Below are 13,133 nucleotides of genomic sequence, written 5' to 3'. Positions count from 1 at the left end.
GGAAGGGGGCTGTGCTAGTCTGGCCGACCTTTTTTCCAGAGCGGAGCCCCGGCCATGTCCGAACTCGAATTTTCCACCGATGAAACCCGTGTCAGCTATGGCATCGGCCGCCAGTTGGGCGACCAGATCCGTGACAATCCCCCGCCCGGCGTGAGCATCGACGCCGTTGTCGCCGGCCTGCGCGATGCCTTCGCCGGCATCGAGAGCCGTGTGGATAGTAATGCCCTGTCCGCCGCCTTCAAGGTGATCCGCGAGCGCATGCAGGCTGAAGCCCAGGCGAAAGCCGATGCCGCCGCTGGCGAAGGCCGTGCCTACCTGGTGGAGAACGCCAAGCGTGAAGGCGTGACCCAGCTGCCGTCCGGCCTGCAGTACGAAGTACTGGTTGCGGGCGAGGGCGCCAAGCCTTCCGCCGAAGACACCGTGCGCACCCACTACCACGGCACCCTGATCGACGGCACCGTGTTCGACAGCTCCTACAACCGTGGTGAGCCGGCCGAATTCCCGGTGGGTGGCGTGATCGCCGGTTGGGTCGAGGCCCTGCAACTGATGAACGCCGGCAGCAAGTGGCGCCTGCACGTGCCCAGCGAGTTGGCCTATGGCGCTCAGGGCGTTGGCAGCATCCCGCCGCACAGCGTGCTGGTGTTCGACGTGGAGCTGCTGGAAATCCTCTGAGCCTTCTCGGGGTGATTGCCGGGCGCGTCGTCCCTGACGGCCCGGGAACCGGCGGAGGCGCCTTTGCCTCCGCTCGAACCTCTTTCAGTGCAGCTGGATCTCGTTGTGCGGACGCAGTGCCCGCGCATAGCAGAAGAGGAACAGGCTGCGCACCAGCTCCTTGAGTATCAGGGGCTCGCTGGAGGTCAGGCCGGCAAGGTCGAGATCCCCCTGGTCCCGTAGTTCGTCGAGGGCTTCCTCTTCGAGGATGGCGCACACTTCGCCGGTTTCACGGTGGAGGATGCGCAGGTAGGGGTGCGGGCGATCCAGCCAGGCATCGATCAGGTAGGTCATGGCTCATCTCCTTGAAAAGTAGTGAGATGAGAATAATTCCTATTATCAAAATGGCAAGCGCGATTTGCGCCTTTCGTCGTCTGCTTGATCCAGGTCACGCTGGATGGTGCGCCCGAGTCTGTGCCCGAAGCCCGTATCCACTGCGTTGTGGGGAATCGGAAGAGGGCTGGCGGTGGCGCAATAAAAAGCCCGTCGCGAGGACGGGCTTTTGCTGATGCGGGTCTGGATCAGTGCGTGCGTGCGACAGCGAAGCGGGTGAGTTCGATCAGGGCGTCGCGGTATTGGTTGTCCGGTAGCACCTCCAGGCAGGCGATGGCGCGCTCGGCATAGTCGCGGGCGAGGCGGGCGGTGTAGTCCAGGGCGCCGGCGGCTTCGACGGCTGCACGGACGCCTTCCAGGTCCTGGCTGCCGCCCTGCTGGATGGCCTGGCGGACCACGGCGGCCTGCTCGGCGGTGCCGTCACGCATGGTGGCGATCAGCGGCAGGGTGGGCTTGCCCTCGGCCAGGTCGTCGCCGACGTTCTTGCCCAGGGTGGCGGCGTCGCCACGGTAGTCGAGCAGGTCGTCCACCAGTTGGAAGGCGATGCCCAGGTAGTCACCGAAGGTGCGCAGGGCTTCGACCTGTTCGGCCGGGGCCTGGGCCAGCGCGGCGGCACTGTGGGTGGAGGCCTCGAAGAGCATCGCAGTCTTGCCGCGGATGACTTCCATATAGGTTTCTTCGGTGGTGCTGGCGTCGCGGATCTTCGACAGCTGCAGCACTTCGCCTTCGGCGATCACGCGGGTGGCCTGGGAGATGATGCGCATCACCGGCATCGAGCCCAGCTCTACCATCATTTCGAAGGAGCGTGCATAGAGGAAGTCGCCCACCAGTACGCTCGGCGCGTTGCCCCACAGCGCATTGGCGGTGGAACGGCCGCGGCGCAGGCCGGAGGCATCGACCACGTCGTCGTGCAGCAGGGTGGAGGTGTGCAGGAATTCGATGGTGGCGGCGAGCAGGCGCAGTTGTTCACCGCCGAAGCCCAGGGCGTTGCCGCTGAGCAGGACCAGGAGCGGACGCAGGCGCTTGCCGCCGGCGGACACGATGTAGTCGCCGATCTTCTCCACCAGGGGAACGCGGGAGGTGAGTTGCCGACGGATGATGTCGTCGACTGCGGTAAAATCGTCCGCCACCACGCGGTAGAAGGCCTGGGGTTGCATCAGCGAGGGGTGCTCCTTTGAGGTTGCGCGGCATGCTAGGGGGCAGGGTGGGGGCTGTCAAGGCGAGTACCAGCGGTGCTTGCGCGGCAATCATGGCTTGCGTACAATCGCGGCCCCTGAACTTCCTTGGGCATTTTCCTGCCTTACGCAATTGCACGGGTTCCAGTTCCGGCCCCATGCAGCCATGCCGACCCCTACTTATTTCTATAAAGCGTCGGGTGAGCAGGTTTAACGGAGAAAATCCATGTACGCAGTTATCGTTACCGGCGGCAAGCAATACAAAGTCGCTGAAGGTGAATTCCTCAAGATCGAGAAGCTCGAGATCGCTACCGGCGAATCCGTGACCTTCGATCGCGTTCTGCTGATCGGCAATGGCGACGACGTGAAAATCGGCGCTCCGGTCGTTGATGGCGCCAAAGTAGTCGCTGAAGTGGTCGCTCAAGGCCGTCACGACAAAGTGCGCATCATCAAGTTCCGCCGTCGTAAGCACCACATGAAGCGCCAGGGCCACCGCCAGTGGTTCACTGAAATCAAAATCACCGGCATCCAGGCCTAATTTCCTTTTTTGGAGGATTTGACTCATGGCACACAAAAAAGCTGGCGGTTCTACCCGCAACGGCCGCGACTCAGAAAGTAAACGCCTTGGCGTGAAGCTGTACGGCGGCCAGGTCATCAAGGCCGGCAACATCATCGTGCGTCAGCGCGGCACCAAGTTCCACGCCGGTTACGGCGTTGGCCTGGGCAAAGACCACACCCTGTTCGCGAAAGTGGACGGCGTGGTCAAGTTCGAGGTCAAAGGCGCTTTCGGTCGCAAGTACGTGAGCGTCGTCGCGGCTTAATCGCGACTCCGCTGCAAAAGCCCTGTCTCGCGACGGGGCTTTTTTGTTTCTGATAGATGGAAACTCCGATTTGCGCGGGCTTCCCTGTATCCTTGTGTTCTTTTTTCTTTCAACCCGTCCCGCGTGGCGGGAGGCGTCCTGATGAAATTCGTCGATGAAGTATCGATCTTTGTAAAAGCGGGTGACGGCGGCAACGGCCTGATGAGTTTCCGTCGCGAAAAATTCATTGAAAAGGGCGGCCCCAACGGCGGCGATGGCGGTGATGGCGGTTCCGTGTTCATGGAAGCCGACCCGAACCTGAACACCCTGGTCGACTATCGCTACACCCGTCGTTTCGACGCCCAGCGTGGCGAGAACGGCGGCAGCAAGGACTGCACCGGCCGCAAGGGTGATGATCTGGTCCTGCCCGTTCCGGTCGGGACCACCATCATCGATGCCGGCACCCAGGAAATCATCGGTGACCTGACCAAGCCCGGTCAGCGGCTGATGGTCGCCCAGGGCGGCTGGCACGGCCTGGGCAACGCCCGTTTCAAGTCGAGCACCAACCGTGCGCCGCGCCAGACCACCAATGGCAAGCCTGGTGATTCCCGTGACCTCAAGCTGGAATTGAAGGTGCTGGCCGATGTCGGTCTGCTGGGCCTGCCGAATGCGGGCAAGAGCACCTTTATCCGTGCGGTTTCCGCTGCCAAGCCGAAGGTTGCCGATTACCCCTTCACCACCCTGGTACCGAACCTGGGTGTGGTCAGCGTGGGGCGCTACAAGAGCTTCGTCGTGGCCGACATTCCTGGCCTGATCGAGGGCGCTGCCGAAGGTGCGGGCCTGGGTATCCGTTTCCTCAAGCACCTGGCGCGTACCCGTCTGCTGCTGCATATCGTCGATATGGCGCCGCTGGACGAGAGCGATCCGGCCGAAGCGGCTGCCACCATCATCGAGGAGCTGGGTCGATTCAGTCCCGCGCTCACCGAGCGTGACCGCTGGCTGGTGCTGAACAAGGCCGACCAGTTGCTCGACGAGGATCGCGAGGCTCGCCTGAAGGCGGTGATCGAGCGCCTGGAGTGGGAGGGTCCGGTCTATGTGATTTCCGCGCTGGAGCGTGAAGGCACCGAGGCGCTGTCCCAGGACATCATGCGCTACCTCGACGAGCGCACCCTGCGCATGAGCGAGGAGCCCGAGTACGCCGAAGGGCTCGCGGAGCTGGATCAGCGTATCGAGGACGAGGCGCGTGCCCGTCTGCAGGCGCTGGACGATCAGCGTGCCCTGCGCCGTGCCGGGCTGAAGAGCGCCGGTGCGCAGGATGACGACGATGACTTCGATGATGACGAAGACGACGGCGACGGTCCGGAAATCTTCTACGTTCCCTGATGAGTGCGCCGCTCGGCGCAAATGATCGCCATAGGCTGTGCGCCGTGGGCCGCACGGCTTTCTAGCTAAGGTTGGAAGATATGCGGGACAAGGTGACGGGCGCGCAGCGCTGGGTGGTCAAGATCGGCAGTGCGCTGCTGACGGCGGATGGTCGTGGTCTCGATCGTGATGCCATGGCGGTCTGGGTCGAGCAGATGGTGGCCCTGCGCAATGCCGGGGTCGAGCTGGTGCTGGTTTCCTCTGGTGCCGTGGCGGCGGGCATGAGCCGCCTCGGCTGGAGCGCCCGGCCGAAAGCCATGCATGAATTGCAGGCCGCGGCTGCGGTGGGGCAGATGGGGTTGGTGCAGGCCTGGGAGTCGAGCTTCGGCGAGCATGGCCGGCACACCGCGCAGATTCTCCTGACCCATGACGATCTCTCCGATCGCAAGCGCTACCTCAATGCGCGCAGCACCCTGCGCACCCTGGTCGAGCTCGGCACCATTCCGGTGATCAACGAGAACGATACGGTGGTCACCGACGAAATCCGCTTCGGCGACAACGACACGCTCGCGGCCCTGGTGGCCAACCTGGTCGAAGCTGATCTGCTGGTGATCCTTACCGATCGCGACGGCATGTTCGATGCCGACCCGCGCCACAATCCCGATGCCCAGCTGATTTTCGAGGCCCGTGCCGATGATCCGGCGCTGGACGCCGTGGCGGGCGGTACCGGTGGTGCGCTGGGGCGTGGTGGCATGCAGACCAAGCTGCGTGCGGCGCGCCTGGCGGCCCGTTCCGGCGCGCATACGGTGATCGTCGGTGGGCGCATCGAGCGGGTGCTGGATCGCCTCAAGGCGGGCGAGCGCCTGGGTACCCTGCTGGCGCCCGAGCGCGGCATGCTGGCGGCGCGCAAGCAGTGGCTGGCTGGCCATCTGCAGACTCGCGGTACCCTGGTGCTGGATGCTGGCGCCGTGAAGGCCCTGCGTGACGACCGCAAGAGCTTGCTGCCGGTGGGTGTGAAGGCGGTGCAGGGCAGCTTCCGCCGTGGCGAGATGGTGGTCTGTGTCGGGCCGGATGGGCGCGAAGTGGCGCGCGGCCTGGTCAACTACAGTGCCCTGGAGGCGCAGAAGATCATCGGGCAGTCCTCCGAGCAGGTGGAGAAACTGCTGGGTTATGTCGATGAGCCCGAGCTGGTGCATCGGGATAATCTGGTTCTGGTCTGAAGGAGCGTTCGGATGCGCGTGATCAAGGGATTGTCGGCATTGGTGTTGTGCATGCCTTTGCTGGCTGCTGCGGAGGAGATCGGTTCGGTCTCCACCGTGTTCAAGTGGGTGGGGCCGAACGACAAGATCGTCGTCGAGGCTTTCGATGACCCCAAGGTGGATGGCGTGACCTGCTACCTGTCGCGCGCCAAGACCGGCGGAGTGAAGGGTGGGCTCGGCCTGGCCGAGGATCGTGCCGAGGCTTCCATCGCGTGCCGTCAGGTGGGGGCGATTCACTTCAAGGGTGAATTGAAGGATGGCGAGGAGGTCTTCAAGGAGCGCACCTCGCTGGTGTTCAAGACCATGCAGGTGGTGCGTTTCTTCGACCAGAAGCGCAATACGCTGGTGTACCTGGTGTACAGCGATCGGGTGATCGAGGGCAGTCCGCAGAATGCGGTCACCGCGATCCCGATCCTGCCCTGGGCCGAGTCGCGCTGAAGATCAAAAGCCCGGTTCGCCGGGCTTTTTTTGTGGTCGCGCTTCGGCGATGCTTTTTCGCGGGCAATAAAAAACCGGCCCTGGGGCCGGTCTTCCATCAGAAGCAAAGCTTAGGCAGCAGCCTGGCCGAGCGCCTTGATGTGGGCGTTCAGGCGGCTCTTGTGACGAGCAGCTTTGTTCTTGTGGATGATGCCCTTGTCGGCCATACGGTCGATTACCGGAACAGCCAGGGTGTAGGCGTTCTGGGCCTTGGGCAGGTCCTTGGCATCGATCGCCTTGACGACGTTCTTGATGTAGGTACGGACCATGGAGCGCAGGCTGGCGTTATGGCTACGACGCTTCTCAGCCTGTTTTGCGCGTTTTTTGGCAGAAGGTGTATTGGCCACCGTCAAGCTCCTCGAAAACTGGGGGGATACAAACAAATAAGGCCGCGAATCATGCCGATGCGATGAAGCAATGTCAAGGGCAGGTACGGCTTCCCTACAAAGGGGCGACGAGCGTACCTCAGATCGGCGGGCAGCGTGATTTATTTCTGCACCGGCTCTACACTCGCGGCCTCCGAAAACCAGCGCGTTTGGCCTGGTTACCGCCCCGCCCGCCGGGCGCAAACCCTTCATGCTCACCCCGGAATGCAAGCAGCCTGACCTTATGAACCTGCTCAAATCGCTGGCGGCCGTCAGTTCCATCACCATGCTTTCGCGGGTCCTCGGGTTCGTTCGCGACACCATCGTGGCGCGCATCTTCGGCGCCGGCGTGGCGACCGACGCCTTCTTCGTTGCCTTCAAGCTGCCCAACCTGCTGCGTCGGATATTCGCCGAAGGCGCGTTCTCCCAGGCCTTCGTGCCGATCCTGGCGGAGTACAAGAACCAGCAGGGGGAGGAGGCGACCCGCACCTTCCTGGCGTATGTATCCGGCTTGCTGACGCTGGTGCTGGCGATTGTCACGGCCATCGGCATACTCGCCGCGCCATGGGTGATCTGGGCCACGGCGCCGGGTTTCACCGATACGCCGGAAAAATTCGAACTGACCACCTCGCTGCTGCGGGTGACCTTCCCCTACATCTTCCTTATCTCCCTCTCGTCCCTGGCCGGAGCGGTGCTCAACACCTGGAACCGCTTCGCCGTGCCGGCCTTCGTGCCGACCCTGTTGAACGTGGCGATGATCATCTTCGCGCTGTTCCTGACACCCTATTTCGACCCGCCGGTAATGGCCCTGGGCTGGGCGACCCTGGCTGGCGGCCTGGCGCAGCTGCTGTACCAGCTGCCGCACCTGAAGCGCATCGGCATGCTCGTGCTGCCGCGCCTGAATCTGCGGGACAGCGGCGTCTGGCGGGTGTTGAAGCAGATGGGGCCGGCGATCTTCGGCGTTTCGGTGAGCCAGATCTCGCTGATCATCAACACCATCTTCGCGTCCTTCCTGGCGGCGGGCTCGGTGTCGTGGATGTACTACGCCGACCGCCTGATGGAGCTGCCGTCCGGTGTGCTGGGCGTAGCCCTGGGCACCATTCTGCTGCCGTCGCTGGCCAAGACCTATGCCAGCGATGATCGCCAGGCCTATTCGCAGCTGCTGGATTGGGGGTTGCGCCTGTGCTTCCTGCTGGTGCTGCCCTGTGCCCTGGCGCTGGCGCTGATCGCCGAGCCGCTGACGGTGTCGCTGTTCCAGTACGGCAAGTTCAGCGCCCATGACGCCGAGATGACCCAGCGTGCGCTGATCGCCTATTCGGCGGGCTTGCTGGGGATCATCCTGGTCAAGGTGCTGGCGCCTGGCTTCTACGCCCGGCAGAACCTGCGCACGCCGGTGCGCATCGCCCTGTTCACCCTGGTTGCGACGCAACTGATGAACCTCGTCTTCATCGGCCCGCTGCAGCACGCCGGGCTGGCATTGGCCATCGGCCTGGCCGCTTGCCTCAATGCCGCGCTGCTGTTCTGGCAGTTGCGCCGGCAGAAGCTGTTCGAGCCGCAGCCCGGTTGGCCGATGTTCCTGATCAAGCTGCTGGTGGCGGTGACCTTGATGGCGGCGGTGCTGGTGGGCGGCATGTGGCTGCTGCCGGCCTGGGACCAGGGCGACATGCTGGTGCGCCTGTTGCGCCTGGGTGGGTTGGTCACGGCAGGGGCGCTGAGCTATTTCGCGACCTTGGCGCTGCTCGGCTTCCGCCTGCGACACTTCGCCCGACGTGCGATCTGAGCTTCCCGGGGCCGCCTGATCGGGCATCGGCGCGGCCCGTCAGCGGCGCCTGTTGTCTGGCTGCGGGTGTGCGTATAATTCGGCCACTTTGTGAACAAGACGTGTGCTATGCAGCTGGTCCGAGGCCTCCATAACCTGCGGCCCCAACTTGGGGGTTGCGTTGCCACCATCGGCAATTTCGACGGCGTACACCGTGGCCATCAAGCCATTCTCAAACGCTTGCGCGAGCGCGCAGCCGAGTTGGGCGTGCCCAGCTGCGTGGTGATTTTCGAGCCGCAGCCCCGTGAGTTCTTCGGCCCCGATACCGCCCCCGTACGCCTGACCCGCCTACGCGACAAGCTGGAGTTGCTGGCTGCCGAAGGCGTCGACCGCGTACTGTGCCTGGCCTTCAACCGCCGGCTGCGCGAACTCAGCGCCGCCGAGTTCGTGCATGCGGTGCTGGTGGAGGGGCTTGGAGTCAAGCATCTGGAAGTGGGCGATGACTTCCGCTTCGGTTGTGATCGCGCCGGCGACTTCGCATTCCTGCAGATGGCCGGTGCGGCCGAAGGCTTCAGCGTGGAAGCTGCCGCCACCGTCGAGCTGGATGATGTGCGGGTGAGCAGTACGCGCGTGCGCCAGGCCCTGGCCGCTGCCGACTTCGCCCTGGCCGAGCGCCTGCTGGGCCGGCCCTTCTCCATCACCGGGCGGGTGCTGCACGGGCAGAAGCTGGCACGCCAACTGGGCACGCCCACGGCCAACGTGCAGCTCAAGCGCCGGCGCGTTCCCCTTTCCGGGGTCTTTCTGGTCAGCGTCGAACTGGACGGCCAGCGTCGCCCCGGCGTTGCCAACATCGGCGTGCGTCCCACCGTGAAGGGGGATGGCAAGGCCCACCTGGAAGTGCATCTGCTGGATTACTCCGCCGATCTGTATGACCGGCGCATCAGCGTGACCTTCCACCACAAGCTGCGTGAAGAGCAGCGTTTCGCCTCCCTCGAGGCGTTGAAGTCGGCGATCGACGCGGACGTCGCCGCAGCCCGTGCCTACTGGCAAGGCATCCCAATTCAATGATGAGCCTGGACTGACATGACCGATTACAAAGCGACCCTCAACCTGCCGGAAACGGCATTTCCGATGAAGGCCGGTCTTCCCCAGCGTGAGCCGGAGACCCTGCAGCGCTGGGACTCCATTGGGCTCTATCAGAAGCTGCGCCAGATCGGTGAGGGCCGCCCGAAGTTCGTCCTGCACGATGGCCCGCCCTATGCCAACGGCAGCATCCACATCGGTCACGCGGTCAACAAGATCCTCAAGGACATCATCGTCCGTTCCAAGACCCTGGCGGGCTTCGATGCCCCGTACGTGCCGGGTTGGGATTGCCACGGCCTGCCGATCGAGCACAAGGTCGAGACCACCCACGGCAAGAACCTGCCCGCCGACAAGACCCGCGAACTCTGCCGCGCCTACGCCGCCGAGCAGATCGAAGGGCAGAAGGCCGACTTCATCCGCCTGGGCGTGCTGGGCGAATGGGACAACCCCTACAAGACCATGGCCTTCGCCAACGAGGCCGGTGAGATCCGCGCCCTGGCCGAGATGGTCAAGCAGGGCTTCGTGTTCAAGGGCCTGAAGCCGGTCAACTGGTGCTTCGATTGCGGTTCCGCCCTGGCCGAGGCCGAGGTGGAGTACCAGGACAAGAAGTCCGACGCCATCGACGTCGCCTTCCTGGTCGAGGACGCCGACAAGCTGGCTGCCGCCTTCGGCCTGTCGAGCCTGGCCAAGCCGGCCGCCATCGTCATCTGGACCACCACCCCCTGGACCATCCCGGCCAACCAGGCGCTGAACGTCCACCCCGAATTCAACTACGCCCTGGTCGATACCGGCGCGCGCCTGCTGCTGCTGGCCGAAGAGCTGGTGGAGTCCTGCCTGGCGCGCTTCGGCCTCGAAGGCCAGGTGATCGCCACCGCCAAGGGCGAAGCGCTGGAGAACATCCGCTTCCGCCACCCGTTCTACGAGCGCCTGTCGCCGGTCTACCTGGCCGAGTACGTCGAGCTGGGCGCCGGCACCGGTGTGGTCCACTCCGCCCCGGCCTATGGCGAGGACGACTTCCGTTCCTGCAAGCACTACGGCATGAGCAACGACGACATCCTCAGCCCGGTGCAGAGCAATGGCGTCTACGTCCAGGACCTGCCCTTCTTCGGCGGCCAGTTCATCTGGAAGGCCAACCCGGCCATCGTCGCCAAGCTGGAAGAGGTTGGTGCGCTGCTCAAGCACGAAAGCATCAACCACAGCTACATGCACTGCTGGCGCCACAAGACCCCGTTGATCTACCGCGCTACCGCGCAGTGGTTCGTCGGCATGGACAAGCAGCCCAACGAAGGCGCCACCTTGCGCGAGCGCGCGCTGGCCGGTATCGAGCAGACCGAGTTCGTACCCGTCTGGGGCCAGGCGCGCCTGCACAACATGATCGCCGGCCGTCCGGACTGGTGCATCTCGCGCCAGCGCAACTGGGGCGTGCCGATTCCGTTCTTCCTGCACAAGGCCACTGGTGAGCTGCACCCGCGCACCGTCGAGCTGATGGAGGAAGTGGCCAAGCGCGTCGAGCAGGAGGGCATCGAAGCCTGGTTCAAGCTGGATGCCGCCGAGCTGCTGGGCGACGAGGCCCCGCAGTACGACAAGATCAGCGACACCCTGGACGTGTGGTTCGACTCCGGCACCACCCACTGGCACGTGCTGCGCGGCTCGCACCCGCTGGGCCATGCCACCGGCCCGCGTGCCGACCTGTACCTGGAAGGCTCGGACCAGCACCGCGGCTGGTTCCATTCGTCCCTGCTGACCGGTTGCGCCATCGACAACCACCCGCCGTACCGCGCGCTGCTGACCCACGGCTTCACCGTCGACGAGTCCGGCCGCAAGATGTCCAAGTCCCTGGGCAACACCGTGGTGCCGCAGACCGTGATCGACACCCTGGGTGCTGACATCCTGCGCCTGTGGGTTGCGTCCACCGACTATTCCGGCGAGATCGCCGTTTCCCAGCAGATCCTGCAGCGCAGCGCCGATGCCTATCGCCGCATTCGCAACACCACGCGCTTCATGCTTTCCAACCTCTCGGGCTTCGACCCGGCGCAGCACCTGGTGCCGGTGGAAGACATGCTGGCCTTGGACCGCTGGGCCGTGGACCGTACCCTGCAGCTGCAGCGCGAGCTGGAAGAGGCCTACGGCGAGTACCGCTTCTGGAACGTCTACTCCCGCGTGCACAACTTCTGCGTGCAGGAACTGGGCGGCTTCTATCTCGACATCATCAAGGACCGCCAGTACACCACCCAGGCCGACAGCCTGGCGCGTCGTTCCTGCCAGTCCGCGCTGTTCCACATCGTCGAGGCGTTGGTGCGCTGGGTCGCGCCGATCCTGGCCTTCACCGCCGAGGAAGTCTGGCAGTTCATGCCGGGCGAGCGTGGTGAGTCGGTGATGCTCAACACCTGGTACCAGGGCCTGAGCGAGCTGCCGGAAGGCTTCGAGATGAGCAACGCCTTCTGGGAAGACGTGGTTGCGGTCAAGGCTTCGGTGAACAAGGAGCTGGAGAACCTGCGGACCGCCAAGGCCATCGGCGGCAGCCTGCAGGCCGAGGTCACGGTCTTCGCCGAGGACTCCCTGGCCACCAAGCTGGCCAAGCTGGGCAACGAACTGCGTTTCGTGCTGATCACCTCCACCGCCGATGTGCAGCCCCTGGCAGCCGCACCGGCCGATGCCGTGGAAACCGAAGTGCCAGGCCTGAAGCTGAAGATCCTCAAGTCCGTCCACGCCAAGTGCGGCCGTTGCTGGCACCACCGCGCGGATGTCGGCGTGAACGCTGCGCATCCCGAGCTGTGTGGTCGTTGCGTCGAGAACATCGAAGGCGCTGGTGAGGTTCGCCACTATGCCTGAGGCCCGTTTTGGCCGTCTCGGCTGGCTGCTGCTGAGCGTACTGGTGTTCGTGCTGGACCAGGGCTCCAAGTGGGTGGTGCTGGATGTGATTCCGTTCCGCGAACGGATCACCGTCATCCCCGGTTGGTTCGATTGGATTCACGTCTACAACACCGGTGCCGCCTTCAGCTTCCTCGCCGACAGCTCCGGCTGGCAGCGTTGGTTCTTCGCCCTGATCGCCCTGGTGGTCAGCGGCGTGCTGGTGGTCTGGCTCAAGCGCCTGAAGGCCGACGAAACCTGGCTGGCCATTGCGCTGGCCATGGTCCTCGGTGGCGCACTGGGCAACCTCTATGACCGCGTGGTGCTTGGCCACGTGGTCGACTTCATCCTGGTGCATTGGCAGGATCGCTGGTACTTCCCCGCGTTCAACCTGGCCGATACCGCCATCACCCTGGGCGCCATCATGCTGGCGCTGGATATGTTCAAGTCGAAGAAGTCCGGAGAACCCGCTCATGACTGAGTCTCTCGCCACTGAGTCGCGCATCGGTCCGGATGCCCGGGTCACCCTGCATTTCGCCATCAAGCTGGAGAACGGTGATGTCGTCGACAGCACCTTCGACCGCCAGCCGGCCACCTTCAAGGTCGGCGATGGCAACCTGCTGCCGGGTTTCGAGGGCGCGCTGTTCGGTCTCAAGGCCGGTGACAAGCGGGTACTGCCGATCGAGCCGGAGCAGGGCTTCGGCCAGCCGAACTCGCAGAACGTGCAGGTCATGCCGCGCAGTCAGTTCCAGGACATGGAACTCTCCGAAGGCCTGCTGATCATCTTCAATGACGCCGCCAACACCGAGTTGCCTGGCGTGGTGAAGAGTTTCGATGACAGCCATGTGACCATCGACTTCAACCACCCGCTGTCCGGCAAGTCGCTGCGCTTCGAGGTGGAGATTCTGGCAGTCGAGCCGGCGTGATTTCAGCTCCCGCAGGGGAGGGCGGCCGCAAGG

14 protein-coding genes are annotated in these 13,133 nt (G+C 64.2%); 11 read left to right on the top strand and 3 right to left on the bottom strand.

Annotated features, from left to right (window positions below; genetic code table 11):
- Positions 1–54: 54 nt before the first annotated feature.
- Positions 55–672, top strand: a complete 618-nt coding sequence (locus OEJ36_RS05255; RefSeq protein ID WP_263400626.1) for an FKBP-type peptidyl-prolyl cis-trans isomerase — start codon at positions 55–57, stop codon at positions 670–672.
- 84 nt (positions 673–756) lie between these two features.
- On the opposite strand, the gene OEJ36_RS05250 is transcribed toward OEJ36_RS05255, so the two are convergent.
- Positions 757–1,005: a hypothetical protein gene (locus tag OEJ36_RS05250; RefSeq protein WP_021219382.1), complete on the bottom strand. Its 249-nt coding sequence runs from the start codon at positions 1,003–1,005 to the stop codon at positions 757–759.
- 227 nt (positions 1,006–1,232) lie between these two features.
- Positions 1,233–2,201, bottom strand: coding sequence for a polyprenyl synthetase family protein (locus OEJ36_RS05245; protein ID WP_263400625.1), 969 nt, complete (start codon positions 2,199–2,201; stop codon positions 1,233–1,235).
- Positions 2,202–2,445: 244 nt separating this feature from the next.
- Here OEJ36_RS05245 and rplU point away from each other — a divergent pair, with 244 nt between their 5' ends.
- The 5 genes from rplU to OEJ36_RS05220 all read left to right on the top strand — a co-directional run bounded on the left by rplU (position 2,446) and on the right by OEJ36_RS05220 (position 6,078).
- Positions 2,446–2,757: a 50S ribosomal protein L21 gene (gene rplU / locus OEJ36_RS05240; protein WP_021219380.1), complete on the top strand. Its 312-nt coding sequence runs from the start codon at positions 2,446–2,448 to the stop codon at positions 2,755–2,757.
- A 25-nt stretch (positions 2,758–2,782) separates the two neighbouring features.
- A complete protein-coding gene (gene rpmA / locus OEJ36_RS05235) occupies positions 2,783–3,040 on the top strand; it encodes a 50S ribosomal protein L27 (RefSeq protein WP_031287649.1) in 258 nt (85 codons plus the stop codon).
- A gap of 141 nt (positions 3,041–3,181) precedes the next feature.
- Positions 3,182–4,402 (top strand): Obg family GTPase CgtA, encoded by a 1,221-nt coding sequence (gene cgtA, locus OEJ36_RS05230; protein WP_263400624.1) that lies wholly within the window; start codon positions 3,182–3,184, stop codon positions 4,400–4,402.
- 80 nt (positions 4,403–4,482) lie between these two features.
- The gene (gene proB, locus OEJ36_RS05225) at positions 4,483–5,601 is read left to right on the top strand and encodes a glutamate 5-kinase (protein ID WP_263400623.1); all 1,119 of its coding nucleotides are present in this window, start codon (positions 4,483–4,485) and stop codon (positions 5,599–5,601) included.
- Between the two features lie 12 nt (positions 5,602–5,613).
- Positions 5,614–6,078 carry a CreA family protein gene (locus tag OEJ36_RS05220; protein WP_263400622.1) on the top strand — a complete coding sequence of 155 codons (465 nt, stop codon included), beginning with the start codon at positions 5,614–5,616 and terminating at the stop codon, positions 6,076–6,078.
- 110 nt (positions 6,079–6,188) lie between these two features.
- On the opposite strand, the gene rpsT is transcribed toward OEJ36_RS05220, so the two are convergent.
- Positions 6,189–6,464: a 30S ribosomal protein S20 gene (gene rpsT, locus OEJ36_RS05215; RefSeq protein WP_031287647.1), complete on the bottom strand. Its 276-nt coding sequence runs from the start codon at positions 6,462–6,464 to the stop codon at positions 6,189–6,191.
- 262 nt (positions 6,465–6,726) lie between these two features.
- Here rpsT and murJ point away from each other — a divergent pair, with 262 nt between their 5' ends.
- From murJ to OEJ36_RS05190, 5 genes are all read left to right on the top strand, one after another.
- A complete protein-coding gene (gene murJ / locus OEJ36_RS05210) occupies positions 6,727–8,262 on the top strand; it encodes a murein biosynthesis integral membrane protein MurJ (protein WP_263400621.1) in 1,536 nt (511 codons plus the stop codon).
- 108 nt (positions 8,263–8,370) lie between these two features.
- Complete coding sequence (gene ribF, locus OEJ36_RS05205) at positions 8,371–9,309, top strand: bifunctional riboflavin kinase/FAD synthetase (RefSeq protein WP_021219373.1); 939 nt, start codon at positions 8,371–8,373, stop codon at positions 9,307–9,309.
- A 15-nt stretch (positions 9,310–9,324) separates the two neighbouring features.
- On the top strand, positions 9,325–12,156 hold the full coding sequence (gene ileS / locus OEJ36_RS05200) for an isoleucine--tRNA ligase (RefSeq protein ID WP_263400620.1): 2,832 nt from the start codon (positions 9,325–9,327) through the stop codon (positions 12,154–12,156).
- On the top strand, positions 12,149–12,655 hold the full coding sequence (lspA, locus tag OEJ36_RS05195; RefSeq protein WP_263400619.1) for a signal peptidase II: 507 nt from the start codon (positions 12,149–12,151) through the stop codon (positions 12,653–12,655). Before ileS ends, lspA begins: the two co-directional genes overlap by 8 nt.
- Positions 12,648–13,100 carry a peptidylprolyl isomerase gene (locus OEJ36_RS05190; protein WP_263400618.1) on the top strand — a complete coding sequence of 151 codons (453 nt, stop codon included), beginning with the start codon at positions 12,648–12,650 and terminating at the stop codon, positions 13,098–13,100. Before lspA ends, OEJ36_RS05190 begins: the two co-directional genes overlap by 8 nt.
- The last annotated feature ends 33 nt before the right edge of the window (positions 13,101–13,133 follow it).

This window comes from Pseudomonas sp. PDM13, from assembly GCF_025685765.1.
GTDB lineage: Bacteria > Pseudomonadota > Gammaproteobacteria > Pseudomonadales > Pseudomonadaceae > Metapseudomonas > Metapseudomonas solani.
Note: the sequence above shows the minus strand (reverse complement) of the source record. Positions and strands in the feature narration are given on the sequence as shown.

Bases quoted from the DNA above. Each gene is read 5' to 3' on its own strand.
- rpmA (WP_031287649.1), top strand. From the start codon at position 2,783: ATGGCACACAAAAAAGCTGGCGGTTCTACCCGCAACGGCCGCGACTCA.
- ribF (WP_021219373.1), top strand. From the start codon at position 8,371: ATGCAGCTGGTCCGAGGCCTCCATAACCTGCGGCCCCAACTTGGGGGT.
- OEJ36_RS05255 (WP_263400626.1), top strand. From the start codon at position 55: ATGTCCGAACTCGAATTTTCCACCGATGAAACCCGTGTCAGCTATGGC.
- murJ (WP_263400621.1), top strand. From the start codon at position 6,727: ATGAACCTGCTCAAATCGCTGGCGGCCGTCAGTTCCATCACCATGCTT.
- OEJ36_RS05245 (WP_263400625.1), bottom strand. From the start codon at position 2,201: ATGCAACCCCAGGCCTTCTACCGCGTGGTGGCGGACGATTTTACCGCA.
- OEJ36_RS05220 (WP_263400622.1), top strand. From the start codon at position 5,614: ATGCGCGTGATCAAGGGATTGTCGGCATTGGTGTTGTGCATGCCTTTG.
- ileS (WP_263400620.1), top strand. From the start codon at position 9,325: ATGACCGATTACAAAGCGACCCTCAACCTGCCGGAAACGGCATTTCCG.
- cgtA (WP_263400624.1), top strand. From the start codon at position 3,182: ATGAAATTCGTCGATGAAGTATCGATCTTTGTAAAAGCGGGTGACGGC.
- rplU (WP_021219380.1), top strand. From the start codon at position 2,446: ATGTACGCAGTTATCGTTACCGGCGGCAAGCAATACAAAGTCGCTGAA.
- OEJ36_RS05250 (WP_021219382.1), bottom strand. From the start codon at position 1,005: ATGACCTACCTGATCGATGCCTGGCTGGATCGCCCGCACCCCTACCTG.
- lspA (WP_263400619.1), top strand. From the start codon at position 12,149: ATGCCTGAGGCCCGTTTTGGCCGTCTCGGCTGGCTGCTGCTGAGCGTA.
- OEJ36_RS05190 (WP_263400618.1), top strand. From the start codon at position 12,648: ATGACTGAGTCTCTCGCCACTGAGTCGCGCATCGGTCCGGATGCCCGG.
- proB (WP_263400623.1), top strand. From the start codon at position 4,483: ATGCGGGACAAGGTGACGGGCGCGCAGCGCTGGGTGGTCAAGATCGGC.